The 22,176-nt window shown below is 70.3% G+C and carries 22 protein-coding genes; 14 read left to right on the top strand and 8 right to left on the bottom strand.

All coding sequences use genetic code 11. The features are described 5' to 3' along the window. Window positions 1-56 precede the first annotated feature (56 nt). The 3 genes from WMF27_RS09480 (at window position 57) to WMF27_RS09470 (ending at window position 2,713) form a co-directional block, all read left to right on the top strand. A complete protein-coding gene (locus WMF27_RS09480) occupies window positions 57-1,313 on the top strand; it encodes a hypothetical protein (RefSeq protein ID WP_437769246.1) in 1,257 nt (418 codons plus the stop codon). An 819-nt stretch (window positions 1,314-2,132) separates the two neighbouring features. After that, a complete protein-coding gene (locus WMF27_RS09475) occupies window positions 2,133-2,423 on the top strand; it encodes an RNA recognition motif domain-containing protein (protein ID WP_437769247.1) in 291 nt (96 codons plus the stop codon). 107 nt (window positions 2,424-2,530) lie between these two features. Next, the gene (locus tag WMF27_RS09470) at window positions 2,531-2,713 is read left to right on the top strand and encodes a hypothetical protein (protein ID WP_437769248.1); all 183 of its coding nucleotides are present in this window, start codon (window positions 2,531-2,533) and stop codon (window positions 2,711-2,713) included. A gap of 463 nt (window positions 2,714-3,176) precedes the next feature. Here the strand turns inward: WMF27_RS09470 and WMF27_RS09465 are convergent, their stop codons facing one another. From WMF27_RS09465 to WMF27_RS09450, 4 genes are all read right to left on the bottom strand, one after another. Beyond that, entirely contained in the window at window positions 3,177-4,679 is a 1,503-nt protein-coding gene (locus WMF27_RS09465; protein WP_437944070.1) for a hypothetical protein, read from the bottom strand. Between the two features lie 319 nt (window positions 4,680-4,998). Continuing rightward, window positions 4,999-5,472, bottom strand: coding sequence for a CoA-binding protein (locus WMF27_RS09460; RefSeq protein WP_437769250.1), 474 nt, complete (start codon window positions 5,470-5,472; stop codon window positions 4,999-5,001). A gap of 127 nt (window positions 5,473-5,599) precedes the next feature. Then, complete coding sequence (locus tag WMF27_RS09455) at window positions 5,600-6,031, bottom strand: CBS domain-containing protein (protein WP_437769251.1); 432 nt, start codon at window positions 6,029-6,031, stop codon at window positions 5,600-5,602. Between the two features lie 1,018 nt (window positions 6,032-7,049). Beyond that, window positions 7,050-7,349 (bottom strand): hypothetical protein, encoded by a 300-nt coding sequence (locus WMF27_RS09450; protein WP_437769252.1) that lies wholly within the window; start codon window positions 7,347-7,349, stop codon window positions 7,050-7,052. A 478-nt stretch (window positions 7,350-7,827) separates the two neighbouring features. Between WMF27_RS09450 and WMF27_RS09445 the strand changes: the two genes are divergently transcribed. The 3 genes from WMF27_RS09445 to WMF27_RS09435 all read left to right on the top strand — a co-directional run bounded on the left by WMF27_RS09445 (window position 7,828) and on the right by WMF27_RS09435 (window position 11,184). After that, a complete protein-coding gene (locus WMF27_RS09445; protein ID WP_437769253.1) occupies window positions 7,828-8,589 on the top strand; it encodes a hypothetical protein in 762 nt (253 codons plus the stop codon). A gap of 177 nt (window positions 8,590-8,766) precedes the next feature. Continuing rightward, window positions 8,767-9,981, top strand: coding sequence for a hypothetical protein (locus WMF27_RS09440; protein WP_437769254.1), 1,215 nt, complete (start codon window positions 8,767-8,769; stop codon window positions 9,979-9,981). Between the two features lie 612 nt (window positions 9,982-10,593). Then, a complete protein-coding gene (locus WMF27_RS09435) occupies window positions 10,594-11,184 on the top strand; it encodes a VOC family protein (protein WP_437769255.1) in 591 nt (196 codons plus the stop codon). A gap of 78 nt (window positions 11,185-11,262) precedes the next feature. Here the strand turns inward: WMF27_RS09435 and WMF27_RS09430 are convergent, their stop codons facing one another. Both WMF27_RS09430 and WMF27_RS09425 read right to left on the bottom strand, forming a co-directional pair. Further along, window positions 11,263-12,144: an AraC family transcriptional regulator gene (locus WMF27_RS09430; RefSeq protein ID WP_437769256.1), complete on the bottom strand. Its 882-nt coding sequence runs from the start codon at window positions 12,142-12,144 to the stop codon at window positions 11,263-11,265. 394 nt (window positions 12,145-12,538) lie between these two features. Continuing rightward, the gene (locus tag WMF27_RS09425; protein WP_437769257.1) at window positions 12,539-13,258 is read right to left on the bottom strand and encodes a hemerythrin domain-containing protein; all 720 of its coding nucleotides are present in this window, start codon (window positions 13,256-13,258) and stop codon (window positions 12,539-12,541) included. Between the two features lie 308 nt (window positions 13,259-13,566). On the opposite strand from WMF27_RS09425, the gene WMF27_RS09420 reads away from it, so the two are divergent. From WMF27_RS09420 to chrA, 3 genes are read left to right on the top strand one after another with little or no spacing between them, the layout of a single operon-like run. Then, window positions 13,567-13,971 carry a PadR family transcriptional regulator gene (locus WMF27_RS09420; protein WP_437769258.1) on the top strand — a complete coding sequence of 135 codons (405 nt, stop codon included), beginning with the start codon at window positions 13,567-13,569 and terminating at the stop codon, window positions 13,969-13,971. After that, on the top strand, window positions 13,971-14,453 hold the full coding sequence (locus WMF27_RS09415) for a DoxX family protein (RefSeq protein WP_437769879.1): 483 nt from the start codon (window positions 13,971-13,973) through the stop codon (window positions 14,451-14,453). Before WMF27_RS09420 ends, WMF27_RS09415 begins: the two co-directional genes overlap by 1 nt. Then, window positions 14,450-15,652: a chromate efflux transporter gene (gene chrA / locus WMF27_RS09410; RefSeq protein WP_437769259.1), complete on the top strand. Its 1,203-nt coding sequence runs from the start codon at window positions 14,450-14,452 to the stop codon at window positions 15,650-15,652. Before WMF27_RS09415 ends, chrA begins: the two co-directional genes overlap by 4 nt. A gap of 41 nt (window positions 15,653-15,693) precedes the next feature. On the opposite strand, the gene WMF27_RS09405 is transcribed toward chrA, so the two are convergent. Further along, on the bottom strand, window positions 15,694-17,106 hold the full coding sequence (locus WMF27_RS09405) for an L-serine ammonia-lyase (RefSeq protein ID WP_437769260.1): 1,413 nt from the start codon (window positions 17,104-17,106) through the stop codon (window positions 15,694-15,696). A 215-nt stretch (window positions 17,107-17,321) separates the two neighbouring features. Here WMF27_RS09405 and WMF27_RS09400 point away from each other — a divergent pair, with 215 nt between their 5' ends. The 5 genes from WMF27_RS09400 (at window position 17,322) to WMF27_RS09380 (ending at window position 21,073) form a co-directional block, all read left to right on the top strand. Further along, window positions 17,322-18,116, top strand: coding sequence for an OmpA family protein (locus WMF27_RS09400; RefSeq protein WP_437769261.1), 795 nt, complete (start codon window positions 17,322-17,324; stop codon window positions 18,114-18,116). A 14-nt stretch (window positions 18,117-18,130) separates the two neighbouring features. Next, on the top strand, window positions 18,131-19,411 hold the full coding sequence (locus tag WMF27_RS09395) for a glycosyltransferase (protein ID WP_437769262.1): 1,281 nt from the start codon (window positions 18,131-18,133) through the stop codon (window positions 19,409-19,411). A 699-nt stretch (window positions 19,412-20,110) separates the two neighbouring features. Beyond that, entirely contained in the window at window positions 20,111-20,365 is a 255-nt protein-coding gene (locus WMF27_RS09390) for an addiction module protein (protein ID WP_437769263.1), read from the top strand. Next, window positions 20,343-20,642 (top strand): type II toxin-antitoxin system RelE/ParE family toxin, encoded by a 300-nt coding sequence (locus WMF27_RS09385; RefSeq protein WP_437944069.1) that lies wholly within the window; start codon window positions 20,343-20,345, stop codon window positions 20,640-20,642. The genes WMF27_RS09390 and WMF27_RS09385 overlap by 23 nt, the downstream gene beginning before the upstream one ends. A 266-nt stretch (window positions 20,643-20,908) precedes the next feature. Then, window positions 20,909-21,073, top strand: a complete 165-nt coding sequence (locus WMF27_RS09380) for a hypothetical protein (RefSeq protein WP_437769264.1) — start codon at window positions 20,909-20,911, stop codon at window positions 21,071-21,073. Between the two features lie 33 nt (window positions 21,074-21,106). On the opposite strand, the gene WMF27_RS09375 is transcribed toward WMF27_RS09380, so the two are convergent. Next, the gene (locus tag WMF27_RS09375) at window positions 21,107-21,784 is read right to left on the bottom strand and encodes a hypothetical protein (protein ID WP_437769265.1); all 678 of its coding nucleotides are present in this window, start codon (window positions 21,782-21,784) and stop codon (window positions 21,107-21,109) included. Window positions 21,785-22,176 lie beyond the last annotated feature (392 nt).

The raw sequence follows: 22,176 nt of genomic DNA, 5'->3' as shown, positions 1-22,176 counted from the left end.
GAGCGGCGCGCGTTCGGAGCTGTCCGGCGCAACGCCGGCTTTCACGGAGGATCACGATGCGGACTTCTCTTGCGATAGGTCTATTGCTCAGCGTCTCGATATCCAGTCTCCTCGTCGGCTCCGGGTGCACCATCACCCTGGCGCCGGATCCCGATCCACCAGCGGGCTCGTCGGGGGGGGAAGGCGGTGGCCTGGATCCTGGGACCGGCGGCGGCGAGGACCCGGGGTCGGAGGGCGGCGGGGGACCCTTGCCTCCCCCGCCCTCGGCGTGCTGGCTCGGGGATATGGGCGACGGATTCACGTGCCACGACACGGCCACGCTCCGGGATCACGCCCAGGCGAGGTGCGCGAGGATGGGCGCGGAGCTCGCGAGCTTCGTGAGCGACACCCTCAACCCGAGCTGCGCCGAGCACGAGAGCAGCGAGGTGGTCTTCGAGTGCTGCGGCGGCGAGCCGCCGCCTCCGCCGCCGCCGCCGAACTCGTGCTGGAAGGGCGAGCTGGGCGACGGGTCCTCCTGCATCGACATGGGCGCCATCAAGGATCGGGCCTACGCGATGTGCGTGAGCGCGGGCGCCCAGCTCACCTGGCTCGACGCCCTGCCGGACCCCGGGCGCTGCGGTCCGAACGAGGCCACCAAGGCCACCTTCGAGTGCTGCGGCTCCACGCCGCCGCCCCCTCCGCCGCGCGCGTGCTGGAAGGGCGAGCTGGGCGATCGCAGATCCTGCGTCGACCCCTCCGCGCTCAAGGACCAGGCCTATGCGGCGTGCTCGCGCTCGGCCGCAGACCTCACCTTCTTCGATTACGAGCGGAACAACCCGAGCTGCGCGGCCCACGAGACCACCTGGGGTTACTTCGAGTGCTGCGGTAGCGAGCCTCCTCCTCCTCCTCCGCCTCCTCCGTCCGGCGCGTGCTGGAAGGGCGAGCTGGGCGACGGCCTCTCCTGCGTCGACCGCACGGCCATGAAGGATCGGGCCTATGCGACGTGCGTGAGCGCAGGCGCCAGGTTCACCTCCTTCACTTACGAGGAGGACAACCCGCGTTGCACCGGCTACGAGACCAGCAAGGCCGTCTTCGAGTGCTGCGGCGTCGAGCCGCCTCCTCCTCCGCCGGAGGCCTGCTGGGGTGGTTCTCTGGGCGACGGCTCCTCGTGCATCGACGCGGCCGCCCTCAAGGAACGGGCCTACGCCACGTGCGCGAGCGACGGCGCGGAGCTCGCGACGTTCGACGCCGGGTACGATGGTCGCTGCGCCGCCCACGAGTCGAGCCACGCAAAGTTCACTTGCTGCGCTTCGAAGACGCCGCCCGCTCGGTAGCGCCGGCGCGACCAACCTCGAGGACCCGAGCCGGCTGCTCCGTTCGCTCGGCGACTCCCCCGATCCCGCCGGCCTGGGATAGTACCCTGGCGAGGGCGCGCTGCGCGTGAAGGCCGCGACGAGCGCCGCCGCGCCGGACCCGAGCCGGCTCGGGCTCGTCTCGAGGCTCCAGAGGTGGACGGTGTCAGGGCGCAGCCTGGCATGTGCGTGCGGGTCCGCTTCAGGACCCGACTCGATGATCACCAGCATCGAGCCGATGACCTGCTCCGATCTCAAGCAGCTCGTTTGTTCGCAGTCGGATGCGTCCGCGACCTACAAGGGAGATGGACGTCCTCGCGCCGGGAGCCGGGCCCGTTCGGCACGCTGCGCGGTCGCGAGGGGCGGGCGCCAGGCCCCCGCCCAGCTCACGGCGGGCCCTCGCAGGGTCCGGGGCCGAGGTGCACGGCGATCGCGAGGTGCGCGGCGATCGCGGACATGGGCCATTTCGCCCCGATGCAACCTCGTTGTTCGCCTGCCGCCCGCGGTCGGCGGCTGGCTCAGCGACGGAAGGACGGAAGACGGAACGGCGCGCTTGCGGACGACGATGCACCGGGCTAGGATGCCCCTCTCACGACCGTCCCTGGCCCTCTATAACGACGCTTTCCATCTTCCCTCTCACGAGGGGAGATTGCGAGCTCGCTCGGACGACTGGACGACGCACCGTGTGATCGCGCGGAAGTTCCGCGCCGCACGTCTCCGTTCGACCCGTCACGGCTTCGTCGGATGGCAGGCCGAGTGCGCTGCAGAGCGCACCAGAAAGCCGTAAAAGAGCAGGATGGCATGGGAAATCGTCTCTACGTAGGAAATCTTTCGTTCAACACCACCCGCGAGACCCTCGAGTCCGCGTTCGCCGCGGCCGGCGAGGTCCGTGAGATCGCGATGCCGACCGACCGCGAGACAGGGCAGCCGCGCGGCTTCGCGTTCGTGACCATGGGCACGGCTCAGGCCACGACCAGCGCCATCTCGCAGCTGAACGGCGCCATGCTCGATGGCCGCGCGCTGAAGGTCAACGAAGCGCAGGAGCGTCCGGCGCGCGGCTTCGGCGGCGGCGGCGGTCGCGACCGGTACTGATCACGGGCGCGGCGTGGCGGCGCTCGTGCGCCGCCACGCCTGCGCTTTCAGGACGCACCATGATGTGCTGAAGAACGCGCCCGGAGGCGCCGAAAGGCCGGTTCGGCATGCAGAAACAGGGAGCATTGAAGCGGCAAAAGGAACGCGAACGGCAAGAGAAGCAGCGCGAGAAAGACGCGAACCGTCTCGCGCGCCGCATGGGAAAGGGCTCCGCCGTCAGCGGGACACCGGGAGAGGATCCGGACATCGCAGGGATCGTCCCGGGGCCTCAGCCTGCGGTCACCGAGTGAAGCGCCCAGCGCCGAGCCAGGGCGCCGAGCGCGCCCCGCCAGAGCCAGCAACCGACCAGGACGGCTCGGCGCAGGCGACCGTACGCCAACGATTCATCGAGCAGAGCGCAAACGCGCTGGGCCAGGCGTGGGCGAGGCGTTGGCGTCAAGACCTCCATCGAGAGGGCCGCCCCGCCGCCGGCGGATGGCCCGGCACGCTGCGTGAAGCACGAACCCAGGTGGAGATCACCCTTCCCGGGGAGCTGTGCCATCGCAAGATGCCCGCCATCACCGGCGTGGAGCGCGAGCTCGCCGCCCGGACCGCCTACTCAAGCGCGCGGAACGAGTGGCGAAGGCACACCGACCCCGAAATCCCCTAGTCTAGCCGGGTGTGCCGGGGTCGACTACCCCCGGCCCCCACGGTTCCGGACGTGCGGAATTCCCGCATCCGGCTCTTCGGGCGGTGGGCGCCCATTTACTTGCGTTACTTGCGCGCCGGGACGCGGAAGACGAATCCGCTGGTGCTCGGCGACGCGACGGGACCCGAGCCGACGTCGATGGAACCGTGGAAGGTGCCGGCGACCCAGAGCGTGCCGCCGGGGGTGAGCGCCATGCCTTCGGAGGCGCCGGCGCTCGACGCGTAGCGGTGGAGCGCCGTGACCTCCGAGGACGCGCTCGCGCGCAGCGCGAACGGGGTGTAGTCGAAGGTGACGAGATCATCGTAGCGACCCGCCGCGTAGACGCCGCCGGCCATGTCGGGCGCGAGGCCGTACATCGTGCCGCTCGGCTCCGGCGTGATCACCCACTCGGCCGTCCCGCTCTCCGTGAGCTTCGCGACGAACGGCGTGCCCTCGATGTCCGCGTCCACCGTCGTCCCGAGCACATCGCTCTCGCCGCTCACCGCGCCGGCGAGGAACGTGCCCTCCCCGACGGCGATCTCGTTGCCCATGTCGAACACCGGCCCGCCGAAGCGCAGCGCGAACCGGCCCTCCCCCGCGCTCGAGAAGCGGGCGACGAAGCCCATCATCGTCGAGCCTGCAGGCAGCGACAGCGCTGTGCCGTCGATGGTCAGCGCCCCGTCGGCGTAGCCCGTGATCGAGACGTCGCCGCCCTCGTGGACGGCGATGCCGGCCACGGCGCTGCCGGCGCCGCCGGGGTTGTTGAACACCTTGGCCCAGGCGACGTCACCGTCCGGCGTGAGCTTCAGGAGGAACGGGGACTCGCCATCCACCGCCAGGAGGCCGTCGCCAAAGTCGATATCGTCGTCGACATAGCCACCCACGTACACATGGCCCGTGGCGTCGGTCGCGATCGCAAAGCAGCGATCCGCGGCCGTGGAGGCGAAGCGTTTCGCCCAGAGCACGCTGCCGCCGGCGTCGAGCTTGGCCACCATGGCGTCGGGATCATCCGTCGCGCCGGACAGCTTCGTGCCCCCGATCGTGACCTCGCCATAGAGCTCGCCCGCGATGAGCACATTGCCCGCTCGGTCGACGGTCACGGCCGTCGCCGAGGATTGCTGCGCCGTGACGATGGGCGCCGACCAGAGGAGATCGCCCTCGGGATCGAGGCGGATAAGGAACGCCCCCAGCTTGGTGATCGTCTGGTCGCCCAGCTTGATCTCGCCGAACCCCTCGCCGCTCACGTAGGCGCCGCCGTCGTCGGCTCCGGCGATCGCGATGTGAAACACCATGTTGCTCGTCTCCCCCGCCGGGTGGAGGAAGATGGCGTCAGGCGCGGCGAGATCGACGCCGACGCCGGCCCCTCCACCGGTCGCGTCGCCCCCGGCCCCCGCGCCGCCGCCGCCGGCGCCGGCGGCATCGCCGCCGCCGCCACCCGCACCGCCGCCACCGCCGCCCGAACCGCCGCCGCTGGCCGCGGTCGCCGCGGCGGCGCCCCCGGCCCCGCCTCCTCCCGGGCCAGACGGATCGCCGTTATCGCCACACGCCGCGCACAGGAGCCCCAGAGTCAACCAGGTCAAGATTCTCATCCACGCACCGTAGACGAGCGGAGCCCGCCCTCGCGCGTCCTTTGCGCCCCGGCGCTCGACAGAGCACGTTTGCCGCGCCAGATATCGCTAAATTTTGTCAGCGAGGGTGAAGAACCAGGGACAGACGTGCACCGGTGCTCGATACGTAGCACCCCGAGGCAGCGAGGCGAGCCATCGCGCCGAGGAGCTCCTCGACGGCCGAGAGGACGCCTCAGTCGAACGTGCTCGCGCGGGGTGCCGTCCACGGGACCCGGATCGAACGCGAACGGCGGGTGACAGGATACGACGTCATCTCGAGATCTCCTCGATTCATGGCGCCTCACGCACGCGCCGGGTAACTCCCCGCGATCTTCTTGGCGAAGCCGTGGAGCCGGTGGACGAAGCCCGTGTTCCGGAGGAACATCAGCGGGCACTCGCCCGCGATCACGCGGATCCCGAGCTCCTGGCAGGCTTGCACGGCAGGCGCGCTCACTGCGCCCTGGCCGACCCCCCGGTGCAGCCACACGCGCTGGACGCCGGCGGCGGCGCACGCCCGCACGACCTGCTCGGTGACCTGGGGCGGGGTCATCACGATCGCCGCCTCGACCGGGGGATCGATCGCGCCGACCTCGGCGCACGCTGCGCGGCCTTCGATCAGGCCGCCCCCCGGGTTCACCGGAACGACGTCGTAACCCCGATCGAGGAGCTCCCGCATCACCATCCGACTGAAGTCCTCGTCGTCATGCGACGCGCCCACCAGGGCCACCCGCGGGTGGGACAGGAATTCATCGATGCCTTCCAGCTTGTTCCGCATTGGTGTCTCCCGCGCTCCGCGCGTGCGCTGCGTTGGTTGTTCGGTCGTTGTTGCGTCGTTATCGAGTCAGGATTGCGCGGCTCGTGCCGGCCGATGCGGGCGCGGCGCAGGCAGGAGAGCCCGCCTTCTAGCGATCTCCGGCGCTGTGGGTCACGTCGATGCCTCGCAGCGCCTGCTGGGCGATGCTCAGGAAATCGGTCTCGGTGATGATCCCGATGAGCTGCTCCTCGTCGCCGACCACCGGCAGACAGCCGATCTTGTGATCGAGGAGGATCTGGGCTGCGTCGGCGGCCGGGGTCGTCGATCGCACGGTGCGGACACGCCGGGTCATGATCGACTCGATCGGGATGGGCTTGCCGTCGAGGCGGCTCACGTGGCGGAGCAAATCGCGATCGGAGACGATCCCAACGACGTGCCCCTTCGCGTCGACCACGGGAATATGCCGGATCTCCGCGAGCTTCATCTCGAGATTTGCGGCGCTGATCGTGTCGGCCTCCTTCAGCGTGATGACCGCGGTGCTCATGTAATCCTCGACCCTGCACTTCTTCTTGAGCTTCATCGAACAGACTCCTTGCGCTCGCGGCACGCATGAGCACGCCTGCCGTCATTGCGAGCTCCGCTCCCCTGTGCCTGCTCGACGAAGCATGCAAGAGGCCGACCAGCGCGCGCCCGCGCCCCGGCGCTGCTGCGCCGCCGGGGCGCTCGCGCAAGGCCTGCGGACGCGGTGAAATTGCTGCGCCGCGCGCCTCACCGGGCGCGCCGTCCGCCGGCTCGAAGAGGCCGCCGTCACGCCATGGCCGGCGAGGACGCAGGAGATTCATGAGGCTCACCCGCCCAGCCCGTATCGTGAGTCCGGTGCGAGCGTTCTGCGATCCGTCTCGTCCGAGCCACGAGCGCCGCGTCCGAACGGATCGGGTGCTCTTCCGCGAGCGCGCCGAGGATCGAGCGGCCCAGGAGCGCAATCCGCTCGACCCCGAGATCGGGTCGGACGGCCTCCGGCTGGACCGGGAGATCCTTGCTCGATGGGGACTCGGCCAGAGAGCGAGCGCTCGTGAGCGCCGTGCGCAGCTGACGGCCGGCGCAGAGCACGCGCCGGTCGGGGGTCGCGTCGCGCGCCGGAGGGACGTGGTGGGCCATGGCAGGGCGGTTTCCGGACACTTCGGGCGCGGTGTCTCGCTCGGATCGGGGCGCGGCCCGGTGTCGATGGCGAGCGCGCGCCGTGCGCTTGATGGTAGGCGCCATGGCAGACCAAGAGCAACCTCGGCCCCTCATCGAGATGCGCGCCGTCACGCGCGCCTACGCCTCGCCGGCGGCGAGTCTACCGAGATCGCCCGGCGCGGGCGAGCGCCCGGAGCTCCGGGGTCCGTGCGCGATGGGTCGAGCGGCAGAGATCTCGACGTGCGCTCGCAGCGCCTTCGAGGCGAGCAGCGGCGCCATGCATCGCACACGCGGCATCGAATCGCTGCGCGTCTCATGGTCGAGATCTCTTCTACCGGCTCGCCATCCTCGTCCTGCACACGCCGCCCCTCCGCGAACGCGAGGGCGACGTGGGGCTGCTGATCCAGTTGCTCGCCATTCTACTCGTATTTCGCCTCGCCCTTCGCGTAGATGATCTTCCCTTTAGCCCCCAATTTGAGCCCATGGTTCGCGGCGTAGCCGGCATGATCGTCCGTAATGGTCACCGTGATCGTGCGGCTAGCGGACTGGTCGAGGAAGAGCTTGTGGCAATCGTGGTATCGCTCGCCCGTACACGGCCAACCGTTCATTTCTACCTCGAGATCTCCTTTACGCTTGACGGAAGCGAACATGATCTCTTCCGCATGGTAATGACCGTCGCTCTCGTACGTCTTGCCTTTGACTGTCACTGAAATCGGCATGTTACCCCTCCAAGATGCTTTCGCGCTCGAAACGATGCCGCAGAGCGGCATTGTCGGTAGGTATCAGACCTTCAGTGATGATGTCCGAGGCGGAATTTTTCGAGGGTTGATGCCTTGTGCCAGCTCGCAGCCTCATGGGGCCACCTGGTGGCCGGCCGGCACGCGAGCGCCTCCTCGGCGCGGAGCCCTTCGCCGCAAACCATCCCTGCTCGCGCTGTATCTCCGGGGGGAACAGGTGTCTCCTTCAGAGAGACAGGGGGCTCGGCAGCCGCGCGCTCATCTCCGGAGATCGGGGGAGCGATGGGCCTCGCTTTCGGCGCAAACACGGGGGCTCGTCGGGGGGGTGCGCGACCCGCTCGCCGTGGCATGACGCTTGCGAAACCTGTCGCCGTACGCCGCGCTTCTCGGCGACAACGCCCGTTTGACCACCGAGCCATGCACGTCGTGCGTAGGCCGATTTTACACAACGGAGATGAACATGACGTTCAATCGAACGAACACGTCTGCTCGCGCCGAAGATCATGCGACCGGCAAATCGCTCCTCGTCTCTCGGCGCACGATCCTGGGTCTGCCGCTGCTGGCCGCGCCGGCGCTGCTCACAGGCTGCACCGCGGAGACGCTGCTCAGCGCCGGGTTCAACCAGGACACCGCATCTCAGCTGCCGAGCTCACAGCAAACGGTCGGCACCGTCGCGGCGGCGCTCGGCAACGGCAACGTGGTGGTGGCCGCCTCTCCGGCTGGCGAGGCCAACGATCAGTGGGTGCTCATCCAGCACCCGAGCTTCAACGACGTGACGTCGATCCAGGGTCGCTTCGGCGCCTTCCGCGGAGATGGTCAATACATGGCGACCGCCAGGCTCTTCATTCCAAGCGCGGACGGCGGAGTCCCGACGCTGCAGTTCGAGGGCTTCAACCAGCCGCTGAGCGACCTGAACAGCTTCTTGCACCTCGACTTTCTCACGAACGGAACGGTGCGCGTCAACGACGACAGCAACCTGATCTTCGGGACGTATCAACGCGGGCAGGTGTTCAGCGTGCAGGTGACGTTCAACATCGGCGCGAGCGCGGCGACGGCGACCATTACCCTCCTGGGGGCGGCGTCCGGCAGCCTCGACGTCGCGATCCCGATCTACTTCCTCAACCAGGCGCGGAACTTCGGCGCGGTCAGGGCCTGGATGGGCGCGAACTCCACGGGCGCCTTCTACGTGGATGATCTCTCGGTCATTTTCGTGATACCGTAGGCGTGCCGTGAGGGAGGGCGCGCGACAGCGGGACGACATCCCCGTAGCGGGCCGGCTGGCAGGGTGAGGGTGACCTTCAGCCGATCGCCGCAACAAGACCCAGGGCCGCGACGTGGGAATGCGTGCGGGCTCCACCGCCCGTCGACTCCGCCGCCCAACATGATAGAAGCTGCGTCCATGACATCGACTTGCTTCCGCTCTGCCGCCCCGTCGCTGCGACGCACCGCCCTGGCCCTCGCCGCCGCCCTGACCCTGGCCGGTTGCTCGTCGGGCGACGACTCGGGCGGTGACTCGCCCGGGAACTCGCCGGCGCCCGCCGATCCCGTGCCCCTCGCCGCGTTCTGCGCCGAATGGTCCGCCGCCCGCTGCGCCGGGGTGCAGGGCTGCTGCACCCAGACGACCGGCAAGTACGCCGACGACGCCGCCTGCGCCGCCGGCGAGACCGCCCTGTGCGAGGCGACGATGCTGCCCGCCCTCGGCAACCCCCAGTACCTCTACGACGAACAGGCCGGCGGCGACCTCATCGCCCGCCTGCGCCGGTCCGGCGACGGCTGCCGCGAGCCCGACGGCGCCCTCGACATGACCGCCCTGCTGAAGCCGGCCCTGGAACCGGGCAGCGCCTGCGACCTGGCCGGCGCCGCCGCGCTGGGCGGGAACCCCTGCAAGGGGACCCTCTGCCAACCGGCCAGCTCCGAGTCGACCGCCGGGACGTGCCTGGTGCTGCCCGCCGAGGGGGAGCTCTGCCCCGACCTGCTCTGTGCCGCCGGGCTGGCCTGCACCAGCGAGACGGACGGCCGCCGTTGCCGCCCCGCTCCGCCCTTGCCGGCCGAGGGGAGCCCCTGCGACGCCAGCTCTGACCTGTGCGCGCCCGGGCTCCGCTGCATGCCGACCACGGCCGCCCTGCGCGCCTACTTCGCCGGCGGGGACTTTCCCGAGGAGCACACCTGCCAGCCGCTCCACAAGAACGGCGAGCAGGTCCTGGACCCTGGCGACTGCGTCAGCGGCCTCATGAAGATCACCTCCCAGGCCACCCTGGCCGCCATCTGCACCGCCTGCCGCAGCCACCAGGACTGCTCCAGCGAGAACACCGACACGTTCGACGGTCTGATCAGCATCGACAGCTACAGCGGTTACTGCGACCAGGGCGTCTGTCACAACGGCCTGAACGACGCGGCCCCCGGCAGCAAGTCCGAAGGCGCCATCTGCTTCGACGTCGCGGAGTGCCGGTCCCTCAGCTGCGACCGCACCCCCAGCGCCTATGGCCACTGCCAGAAGGCGAATGTCGAGGCGCTGTTCTGCACGGCGCCGTTCACGGGCGGGGGCGCCGCCCCCGACGGGGGGACGGCGCTCACCACCTCCAGCTCGGGGTCCCGACCCGCAGCTCGCCCCTGAGGCCGGCGGCGCCGGGGCGGTGACCCGGCGATCGTGGTCGTGCGATCGGGGGGCATGAGCTACGAGATGGATGCGGCGGCCGAGGCACGGCTCGAAGCCTACTTCGCCCAGGTTGGGACGTGCCTGCGCGACAAGCGCAAGCGTGAGTCGTTCGCGATGTACGCGTTCGGCCTGCGCGGTGAAGGCGAGCGCAAGAGCGCGGAGCCGATAGCGGCGCGGGCCTGCGGGGATCCGACGAGGGCGCGCGGCGCACACGACAAGGTGCTCCACTTCTTGGGGCAGCTGCAGCCCACGAGATCGACGTCGCGGCCTGAGCGGCACTTCGTCGATTCATTCATTACGGTCCGACTCGCTATAGCGCATTCTCGTTCAGCACCCGAGCTTCAACGACGTGACGTCGATCCAGGGTCGCTCCAGCGCCTTCCGCGGAGATGGGCAATACATGGCGACCGCCAGGCTCTTCATTCCAGGCGCGGACGGCGGAGTCCCGACGCTGCAGTCCGAGGGCTTCAACCAATCCGAGCGTCCCGGCGTGCGACCGCGGACACCACGGCGCAGGCCCCTTCCACCGCCTTGCGGCTCCCCGCATGGTCAAACGCTGACCCACAGCACGTGGAGGATGGCGAAGCGTCGTTCGGTGCGGCGCATGCGCACGAGGGCCTGGGCCGCCGTGGCTTCCAATTTGTCCAATACGGCGGCGCGCGCGGGCAACAGAATCGGCGCATGAAGATCATCCTCGAGATCATCCTCATCCTGGTCATTCTCTCTCTCGGAGGCTGCATGTCTCATACCACCGGATCGACCTCGGTCATGGAAAGCCCCAATGCCACCTCGGCCGTCGTCCGCTACCAGGTCACGGACGTCGATCGCGCCGTTCGCTTCTACACCGAGCGGCTCGGCTTCACGCTCGACCTGCAGGCCGGCACGGCGTTCGCGACGGTCTCGCGCGGTGACTTGCGCTTGCTCCTGAGCGGCCCCGGCAGCTCCGGCGCGCGCCCCATGCCCGATGGCCGCGCTCAGGTCGCGGGCGGCTGGAACCGCATCGTCCTCTACGTCGACGACCTCGCCGCGATCATCGAAGGACTCCGCGCGGCCGGCGCCCCCTTCCGAAACGACATCGAACGCGGCGTGGGAGGCTCGCAGATTCAGCTCGAAGATCCCGACGGCAACCCGGTCGAGCTTCACGAGGCGCCGGCGGGTTGATCATGACGACTCGGAGGCGACCGGGTTCGTCGCCGGTAGCGCCGCGATGCGCCCCGACATCGCGCTGATCCTTCGCGGTCATCGGGTCGGGACGCCTCGGGATCGCGCGTGTTGCCGGTCCCTTCCGCGCGCCCCATCCAGCGCGGCTGGCGCGGCGATGGCGATGTGGTGCAACTTGACGGGTTCGCGGGAGGAGTGGGCGATGAGCGCGGTCGGCGAATTGCCGGAGAGCGCCACGAACTCGCGGATCAGGTGCGACTGGTCGCAGAACCCTGACACGGCAGCGAGCCGGGCCCAGTCCGGCTCGCGCTCCCTCTCGGCCTGCGAGAGCGCCCGCCGAAAGCGTGTGATCCGGGCGAAGGCCTTCGGGGCGAGGCCGGTCTCGGCGGTGAACACGTCGACGAGCCGGCGGTGGCTGATGCCGAGCATGGCCGCCACGTCGGCGACGCGCCTTTCGCCTCCCTCGAGCGCCGCGATCGCGTGCGGCACCAGGGGATGACCGGGGCGCGCAACCGAAAGGCGGTCGAGCAACGCGCGCTCGAGCAGCGCGAAGCGAGCGCGCGGCTCCGGCGCCGCGCACAGGCGGTCGCGGAGCTCCGCCGCTCGCTGCCCCCAGAGCTCCGCGAGGTCGGCGTGCGTGTCGGTCAGCGCGCCGGGCGGCGCGCCGAGGAACGGCCACGCGCCGCCGGGGCGGAATTGGACCCCGACCATCGACGCGTGCTCGCGCGTGTCGACGCCGAAGGCGGACTGGTACGCGCCCGAGACGACGGCCCCGGAGTAGCGGCGAATGGTGGGGCCGTCGTAGACGCGAACCTCGTCCTGGTCGAGGTTGACGACCAGCTGGAGGGTACCGGAGGGCAGGATACGCTCGGCCGCGTGAGGCGGAGCAGCCGAAAGGTACCAGAGCTCGGCGACGTGCGCCGAGAGCGGCGGACCCGGCACGTGGCGGACATACAACACGTGGGCATTATGCCCGACGATCACGTCGCCGGCCACATCGCCGCGCGGCGGTCACGAAGCCCGAGCACTCCCGTCGCACCTTCCCCCTAGGACACCGCTCACGTTGATCGAGCGAGAAATGAGCCGCCAAGGCGCCAAGAACAAAACACGATCTTGGCGTCCTTGGCGGGCTTGGCGTCCTTGGCGGTTCAAATTCCTGCTCTTTTCTGGGGTTTCAACCCGTTTGTCGCTCTAGAGCGGTTTTCAGCTGAGCCTGGTACGAGCGTCGCCGAGCGGCGGTCACCCGCACAGGAGACGGGCCCAGATCGGCGTTTTCGGCGCGGAAGCGCACTCCTGTGCGCTGAGCACCGAAAACGTCGAGATGGGCCCGTATCCGAAGCGGGTGACCGCCGCTCTAGGTAGGCGTGAAGCTCGCGAGGTCAGCGATCCCGAGCGCCGCCTCGAGCTCGGCGACCTCAGCGACCGCCTTCTCGAAGCCCCCCTTGCCGAGCATGCGGTGTTCCTTGTCCTCGAACTGCTCGCCGAGATCGGCATACACCTTGGCGCCGACGAGCGCCCGGAGCGCGGGAAAGAGCACCGTGTCCTCGCGCGCCGCGTGCGGCCGGTACATCCGATTGAACGCGCGCAGCCTGTCGGCGAGCTTGCGGCGGGCGGCTTGCTCGCGGAGCGGCTCTTTCGCGAACGTCAGCACGTCGTCGGTCACGAGGCGCCCCGCCTGGTGCTGGCGCCGGAGCACCGCGACGAGATCGGTGTGCTTGCCGGCCCTCTCGAAGCGGGGGAACAGGAAGTCTTCTTCGAGCTTCTCGTGATAGTCCTCGATCACCCGGCGCACGACGCCCGCAGCCGAGAGGAGCACGTCGCCCGGGACATCTTCGTGCCCGTCCAGGCGCCGGATTGCTTCGTCGTACAGGAACATGACCCGGCGCAGGACGCCGTGCTCTCGCATCAGATCTTCACCGGGGGTGACTTCGTCGCCTTCCCCAGCGCCGCCGTCCTGTCTCGGTTCGCGGGCCGCCGCGTCGCGCGGACGCGCGCAGGCACCGAGGACGGCGCTCATGCCGATGCTGCTGGTCGCGAGCACCAGCGTCCTTCGCGACAATCCGTCGTTGTTCATGGACGATGCCTCCCTCCCGCAGCGCGCCCCGGCTTGCACCCCGTGCTTCAGCCCCTCCACGCGCGCGGTGCGATCGAGCAGCCCATTCCCCTGGAGGCGCCGGTCACGAGCGCAGCAGCCGGCTGCATACCATGACCTGCGATGCGGGCGGTTCGAGCCATGGATCACGATACCAGGCAGCACCGAGCCGGCCGATGCGGAGGCGCCGGGTTCGATCGTAGGACCGAGCCGGAAGGCCACAGGCCGCGTCCGTACGACAGCGTGTCGAGCTTGACGACATTACGAAGATCGTCTACGCGCTTCGAACTATGATCTCGACGGCGGACCGTGAGATCCGGGTGGGCCTCTGGAAGATCCACATCCTTCACCACGCCGCGGCGCGCGAAGTTTGGGGCCTGTGGCTCCTGGAGGAGCTCGCAGAGCACGGCCATCGGTTGAGCCCCGGAACGCTCTACCCGGCGCTCGCCCGCATGGAGCGCCACGGCTGGCTGGAGGCCAGCCAAGAGACGCAGGCGCGTGGCCGGCGAAGCTACCGCGCGACGGCCGCCGGCCGCCGGCTGCTCGCTGCGCTCAAGCGCGACGTGGCGGAGCTCTACCGCGAGGTCGTACTGGGCGAGGAGCCCCGCGGCCGCGCGGCAGCTTCAGGCGAGAACCGTGGCGCCGCCGTGCGCCCCCGCAAGCGCACTCCATCAACGAGGGCTGGAACGAAATGATGAAACACCTGCGCAAGATGCTCGATTCCGAGGCGCCCGCGGCGACGCTCCTCGTCCGCCTCTCGGTCGGGGCCGTGTTCCTGTCCGAAGGGATCCAGAAGTTCATGTATCCAGCGGAGCTCGGCGCCGGACGGTTCGTCAAGATCGGCATCCCGTGGGCGGAAGCCATGGGACCTTTCGTAGGGGTGGTCGAGATCGTCTGCGGGGCGCTCGTGCTCGCGGGGCTCCTGACCCGGCTCGCCGCCGCTCTGCTCGTCTTCAACATGGTCGTGGCGCTGGTCTCGACCAAGCTTCCGATCCTGCTCGGCCGAGACATCCTCGGCTTCCACGTGCGCAAGCTGCCGCACTACGGCTTCTGGAGCATGGCCCACGAGGCGAGGACGGACTGGGCGATGCTGCTGGGCGCGCTCTTTCTCGTCGTCGTCGGCGCGGGGCGCTTGTCCGTCGACGCGCGCTTGGCACGGCGCCGGAGCGCGCCGTGAATGAATCGACCACCTCTCCCACGTCGGTCCGGCGCTGGACGGGGGCTGATCTGCGCGAGCTCGCGTGGCTGTTTCTGCGCCTCGGCGTGACGGCGTTCGGGGGGCCTGCCGCTCACATCGCGATGATGCAGGACGAGGTCGTGCGCCGGCGCAAGTGGCTCTCGGAGGAGCGCTTCCTCGACCTGCTCGGCGCGACGAACCTCATTCCCGGCCCCAATTCGACGGAGATGGCGATCCACATCGGCTACGACCGAGCGCGAGGACCGGGCCTCGCGGTGGCCGGCGTCTGCTTCATCCTGCCCGCGATGCTCATCACGGGCGCCCTCGGCTGGGCCTACGTGCGCTTCGGAACGTTACCGGCAGCGACGTGGCTGCTCTACGGCATCAAGCCCGTGATGATCGCGGTCGTGGTGCAGGCGATTGGCGCGCTCGCGCCGAAGGCCGCCCGCACCACGTCGCTCAGGCTCCTCGGCGTGCTGGCAGCCGTCCTCGCGTGGCTCGGCGTGAACGAGCTCGCCGTGCTGTTCGGCGCGGGCGCTGCCAGCGTGGCGCTCGCCCGCCTCGGCAAGCCTTCCGCCCGCCCCCCGGCGCCGCGCGACGAAGATGCCGGCAACCGAGCGGCGGCGCTGGCGCCTTGGCTGCCCGGGTTTGCCCTCGCAGGGTCGGTCACGCTGCCAGGGCTCTTCTGGGTGTTCTTCAAGACCGGCGCGGTCCTCTTCGGCAGTGGCTATGTCTTGCTCGCGTTCCTTCGTGCGGATCTCGTGGAGCGGCTCGGCTGGATGACCGAGGCGCAGCTCATGGACGCGATCGCGGTGGGGCAAGTCACGCCGGGGCCCGTGTTCACGACGGCGACGTTCGTGGGGTACGTGCTGGCCGGCCCTGCGGGCGCGCTCGTCGCGACCATCGGCATCTTCTTGCCCGCGTTCTTCTTCGTCGCCGTGAGCGGCCCCCTGATGCCGCGGCTGCGCCGCTCGCCGGTCGCGGGGGCGGTTCTCGATGGAGTGAATGTCGCTTCTCTCGCTCTGATGCTCGTCGTGACGGTGCAGCTCGGCCGCGCTTCGCTCGTCGATCTGCCCACCGTGCTGCTGGCGGCCGCGAGCGCGCTCTTGCTCTTTCGCTTCAAGGTCAATTCGACGTGGCTCGTCGTCGGCGGCGGCGCGCTGGGCTGGGCCATCCACAGCGCAGGACTCGCGGGGTGAGGTCGGCGTCGCGGCCAAGGAGGACCTTGGCCCCCGCAACGCTAGCACTCCGGCAGATTGACCCCCACCTCCACCGGCAGCTCGAGCACGTTGACGGCGAGCCCCCCGCGCGCCGTCTCCTTGTACTTCGACTCCATGTCCGCCCCGGTGTCGCGCATCGTCTTGATCACCTTGTCGAGGCTCACGAAGTGCGCCCCGTCGCCGTGCAGCGCCATGCGCGCCGCGCTGATGGCCTTGATCGCGGCCATCGCGTTGCGCTCGATGCACGGCACCTGGACGAGCCCGCCCACCGGATCACACGTCAGCCCGAGGTTGTGCTCCATCGCGATCTCGGCCGCGTTCTCCGCCTGCTCCGGCGTGCCGCCCAGCCCCTCGGCCAGCGCGCCCGCGGCCATCGAGCACGCCGAGCCCACCTCGCCCTGACACCCCACCTCCGCGCCGCTGATCGACGCGTTCTCCTTGTAGAGAATGCCTATCGCGCCCGCCGTGAGTAGAAAACGGATGACCCCCTCGTCCGTCGACGTCGGCACGAAGCGCCGGTAATAGTGCAGGACCGCCGGGATGATCCCCGCCGCGCCATTGGTCGGCGCCGTCACCACGCGGCCCCCGGCGGCGTTCTCCTCGCTCACCGCGAGCGCGTAGAGGCTCACCCAGTCCATCGCCGTCAGCGGATCCCGGAGCCCCGCCTCGGGGCTCTCGATGAGCTTGCGGTACAGGGCCGGCGCGCGGCGCACCACCTTGAGGCCGCCGGGCAACACGCCCTCCGCCCGGAAGCCGCGCCGCACGCAGTCCTGCATCACCCCCCAGATGCGCAGGAGACCCGCCCGGGTCTCCGCCTCCGGGCGAAAGACCTTCTCGTTCTCCAGCATGACCTGGCTCACCGACAGGCCGCTCGCCGCGCACGCGGCGAGCAGCTCCGCGGCGCTGTGAAACGGATACGGCAGCGGCGTCGTGTCCGCCTCGATCGGGTTCTCCCCCTTCGCCGCCGCCTCGTTCACCACGAAGCCGCCGCCCACCGAGTAGTACACGCGCGCGCGCAGCGGCGCGCCCCCCTCGTCCAGCGCCGTGAAGCGCATGCCGTTCGGATGAAACGGCAGGCTCCGGTGCAGGAAGACCAGATGCCCTTTCACCTGGAAGCCGATCTCGTGGCGGGAGAGCAGCGACAGCCGGCCGCTCTGCCGCACGCCCTCGACGATCGCGCCCGCCCGCTCGACGTCCACCCCGTCCGGCGTCTCGCCCATGAGCCCGAGGATCACGGCCTTGTCGCTGCCATGGCCGCGGCCGGTGGCGCCGAGCGACCCGAACAGCTCCACCGACACCGCCGCGGCGCGGGCGAGCAGGCCCGCCTCGTCGAGATCCACCGCGAACATGCGCGCCGCGCGCATCGGCCCGACCGTGTGCGAGCTGCTGGGCCCGATACCGATCTTGAAGAGGTCGAAAATGGTGACTGCCATGTGACGTGGAACGCCGTTCAGCAGGATCTCCGGCGCCTTTGCCGGAGCGCGCTCGACGCTCGACGGTACACCCTACACCGGTACAGGCCGGCGCGCAGGGCGGCTCGCGCCGCGAACACACAGCACGTCACCCCGCCGCTCCACCACGCGCGCCTTTTGGTATGCTCAAGGACGTCTTCCCGCATTTCCCTCACCCTCCAGAGATGGGGATCCCCATGCGCCATGCCCCGGCCGTGCTCCTCGCCGCCTCCCTGCTCGCCCCCGCCGCTGCGCGCGCCGACGGCCCCTCGCCCGCGCCCTCACCACCGCAAAGCGCTCAGGCGAGGCCGCCCGCGCTCGAGGTGACGATCGACAGGTCCAAGGTGGACCTCAAGGGCCGCCAGATCGAGGTGAAGCTGTCGCGCGCCGCCAGCAAGGTGCGCATCAAGGTCCTCGGGCAGTCGGGCGCCGTCCTGGCCGAAGAGGAGAAGCCGTTCGGCGGGGCCGCCGCCGGCTCGCCGCTCGCCGTGACCTGGTCGCCCTCGAGCGACGAGCCGGTCGCGCGCATCGAGGTGTACGGCTACGACACCGAGGGGTACTGGGCGGGCATCGCGATCCTCCCCTGGAACGTGAGCATCCCCCACGAAGAGGTGCAGTTCGAGACCAGCTCCGACGTCATCCGCGCCTCCGAGGTGCCCAAGCTGGAGGCGAGCCTCCAGAAGATCTCGGAGGTCGTGGCGAAGACCAGCGAGCTCGGCAAGATCACGCTGTTCATCGTCGGCCACACGGACACGGTCGGCAGCGCGGAGCACAACCTCGCCCTGTCGCGGAAGCGCGCCCGCGCGATCGCCGCCTGGTTCAAGGGCCGCGGCGTGAAGCTCCCCATCGCCTTCGAGGGGCTCGGCGAGTCGGCGCCGCTCGTGAAGACCGCGGACCAGGTGGACGAGCCGCGCAACCGCCGGGTCGACTACATCCTGTCGGTCGAGCCGCCGCGGCTGCCGTCGGGCGACGCGTCCTGGAAGGCGCTCTGAGGCGAGGCGGCCCCATGAAGACCACCGTCCTCGCGTTGGGCACCCGAGGCGACGTCCAGCCCGCGATCGCGCTCGGCAAGGCGCTCGCGGCCCGCGGCCACGCGGTCCGCGTCCTCGCCGGCAAGAGCTTCCAGCCCTGGATCGAGGCGCACGGGCTCGCCGCGATCCCGGCGAGCGTCGACATGGTCGAGGTCATGGAGAGCGACCTCGGCAAAGCGTGGGTGTCGCGCGGCACGAACCCGATGGCCCAGTCGCGGATCCTGCAGCGGCTCATCGATCGCTTCGGCGCGGAGATGACCGACGACGCCCTGCGCGCGTGCGAGGGCGCCGAGCTCATCCTGAGCAGCTTCACCTCGGACACGTACGCGGCCTCCATCGCCGAGGCCTCCGGCGCGGTGCAGGTCAGCATCCCGTTCCAGCCCTCCATCCTGGCGACGCGCCACGGGCCGACCGCGGTCGCCGCCCCCTTCCCGCGCCACGACAGCCTGCTCAACCTCCTGTTCGGCAAGCTCCTGATCGAGCCGACGGTGTGGCGCTGGTACGGCGGCGTGACGGCCCGCGTGCGGCAGAGGCTCGGCTTGCCGCCGCAGGATCGGCGAACGTACATGGCCGCGCTGCGCCGCATGCTGGTCGTCCACGCCTACAGCGCCCACGTCGTCCCGCACCCGCCGGACTGGCCGCCCAGCTACCACACGACGGGCTACTGGTTCCTCGACGAGGGCGAAGCGTACCGGCCGCCCGAGGCCCTCGAGCGGTTCCTCGCGGCGGGCGAGCCGCCGATCGCCCTCGGCTTCGGCAGCATGACGTCCCACGATCCCGGCGCCACGACGAGGCTCCTCGTCGATGCTGTCGCGCGGAGCGGCCGGCGCGCCATCCTGCTCTCCGGCTGGGCCGGGCTCGGCGACATGGCGCTGCCCGACACCCTCCTCCGGATCGACGCCGCGCCGCACGACTGGCTCTATCCGCGGGTCGCCGCGGCGGTGATCCACGGGGGCGCCGGCACCGTCGCCGCGTGCCTGCGCGCCGGGCGGCCCGCGGTGGTCGTCCCGCACCTCGGGGACCAGCTCTTCTGGGGGCGCCGCGTCGAGGAGCTCGGCGTCGGCCCGCGCGCCATCCCGCGGCCGCGCCTCACCGCCGACGCGCTCGCGGCCGCGATCCGGACCGCCGCGAGCGACGCCGGCATGAAAGAGCGCGCCGAGGAGCTCGGGCGCAAGATCCGCGGCGAGGACGGCGTGGCCACGGCGATAGGCCACATCGAGCGGCACCTCGCCGCGCGCGGTGGTGTGACAGCGTAGGAATCCAGCGTCCAAGGATATCGACCCTCGGACGCCCACGCCGTCGCGTGTGCTTCGCGCGTCCACACTGTGGGCGGTTGGGGGGCCACCGGTGCCGCCCCCCGCGCGAGCGCGCCGCCGTTGACGCGCGGTCTTCCGCTCGTCGGCGTGCTCCCGCACCTGCTGAAGGGGAAAAGGCAGGTCAGACCCGTCTCCGCGGCGGACGAGCCTCAACAAGAAGATGGGTCGCACCCATGTCCCGGTGGACACGCCTCGAACAAAACATGGCTGCCATCCGTCTCCGCGGTGGACATGCCTCCAACAAACGATGAATCGCGGCCATCTCCGGGCTTGACCGTGCCGAAGACTCCGACTGAACTCAAGGCGATTCACCGGACGGCGATCGTGGGCGTGCATAGGCATTCATCCAAGCTCGGCCGCCCAACGAGGGCTTCTGCTGCGGGTGGGTCCGATGCGCGCCCCCACCCGCAGCAGAAGCCCTTGTTGGGCGAAGAAGTGGAGGAGACCGAAGCCGGCCCCGGCATCCGGAACCTGGATTTTGCGCACCCCGGTACGGCGCTGCCCCCGTGATGAGAGCCTCGCTTCTCGCCCCGCCGGCCCCGGCCCCGGTTGGCTGGTTCGCGCCGGTCCTGACGGCTGCCGGCGCGTAGGCCGGGCACACGGCACGCCGTACGGCGTGCCGTGTGGTAGGCTCCAGCCATGCCGAGCGACCTGGAAGACGTGCTGGCTGCTGCGCTACGCCTGCCTGACCACGCGCGGGCTGCTCTGGCAGCCGAGCTGCTCCAGAGCCTGGGCCAAGCCGAAGCAGACGGCGATCATGTCGAGGAAGCCTGGACGGACGAGATCAAGCGCCGCCTGGACGAGGTGGACGCGGGAACGGTGACGCCGATCCCATGGCCGGAGGCCCGCCGCCGCCTCCTCGCGGCAGCCGGTGGCCGTGGCCAAGGCCGTTGAACTACAGCCAGCCGCCCTCGCCGAAGCCGAGGCGGCCGCCGTGTGGTACGCTGAACGGGATTCGCGTGTGGCAGGCGCGTTCGTGGCGGAGCTCGAGGCGGCGCTGGAGCGGATCGCCGAGGCCCCGGGTCGCTGGCCCGCTCACCAGCACGGCACGCAGCGCGTACGTTTGGCACGGTTTCCGTACCTCGTCGTATATCGCGATGAGCCAGAGCGCGTTCTCGTGGTGGCTGTGGCGCACGCCAAGAGGAGACCGGGCTATTGGAGGAAGCGATGAGGCCCGCCCAACTGGGCATTTTCGCCGCCTCCGCAGCAAGCGGATGTGGACCGCGCCCTCGGCAGCAGCCGGGTTTTCGCCATCGACGGCTGGCGGCTCGTGCGGCTGAAGAAGGACCACGGGGTCCTTGAGGTGCGCCCGGTCTTCAGGCCAGACACACCTATCGCGATCCGCCATCGCGCGGTGCTCTTGCTCGACCCGAGCGGCCGGCGCTGCATTGTGACGGAAGAGGGTGAGTCTCGCCCCGCGCTGACGACGAGGTGGCCGTGCTCGCGGTCGACGAGGGCGGCCCGGCCCGCTCGCTGGGCGCGCTCCGCGGCCGGGCGGACGGCGTGCTCGCCGCGCTGCGCGTGGGCGGCGAGGCGTGGCTCCACCTCGCTGCGCCGCCCGGCGACGTCATCGTGGCGCTGGAGGGTGCCGCCGGCGCATGACACCACCGCAGGGGCACCTCTACTGCGGCACGGTCAGCGCCCCGCGCGCCGGCGACGATCGATGAGCGCGGTCACGATCGGGAACAGCGGCAGCGCCATCAGCACGTAGAACCCCGGCTCATCGAACGCGGGCCCGCGCGGCCGGTAGATGCCGCCGCTGAGCAGACACGTCGCGAGGTACGCCGCCAGGATGGCCGCCCCGCACAGACTCCACAGCCGCAGGTCGATCGGCGCTGGTGACGAGGCACGCGCGGCCCGCGGCGTGGCGTCCGGCGCGTCGAGGACGCCGCGCCACCGGTCGACGTCCCACAGCGCCAGCCCGACCAGGCCCGCGAACATCAGCGTGACGACCGTCGCCGTCGGGACGACCGCCGTGCTCCAGCAGAACGCCAGGATCGCGCCCGTCACCGGCAGCGCCAAGAATGCGCCGGCCGTCGCGAACCGCTGTGTCATGAGCAGCGTCGCGGCCACCAGCTGGACAACGCCCACGAACGTGTAGAAGTGCCCGGTCGCGTGGAACGCGTGCAAGAACTCGTGGAACGGGCCTTGATTCCCCGGGTCCGTGAACGGCTCGCCGAGGATCTTCTTCAGCCCCGCCGGCAGGAACGCGAAGCCGATCAGGATGCGCAGGTTCACCACGGCGAGGTGCGCCCACCGGCGCTGCCGGAACCAGGCGACCATCGCCTCGATGCGGTCCATCACGGAGTCCACGGGCCGCGCAGTGTAGCCGCGCCGCCGCGCCGCGGATCTGAAACCGTGGAACTGCAGCGCTGGCTCGACGACCGCGGCGCGCGTTCGCCCGGACGGGCTCGGGCCGGGTGCCCGCCTGCGCCGGGTCGAACCCGACCGCCATCGGCCGCCACGTTGGATCGCGCGCGGGTGCTGCCGTTCGGGGCTGCATACGACCCTCATTCGAGCACAAACGCTGCGCGCTTGCGGGTAAAAGAAGAGGAGCAGAGAAGAGAGAGGAGCGGCGAGGTGATGATCAGGGGGCGCGACGGACTAGGGGGTTGCTGCGCAGCAGCCGTGGTGTTGGCGCTGGGTCAGGCGGGCGCGATGGAACCGCCTCCCGGCTCCGCGCCGCAGATCTCGCCGGCACCACC

This window comes from Sorangium sp. So ce281 (assembly GCF_051527395.1).
GTDB lineage: Bacteria > Myxococcota_A > Polyangia > Polyangiales > Polyangiaceae > Sorangium > Sorangium cellulosum_B.
Note: the sequence above shows the minus strand (reverse complement) of the source record. Positions and strands in the feature narration are given on the sequence as shown.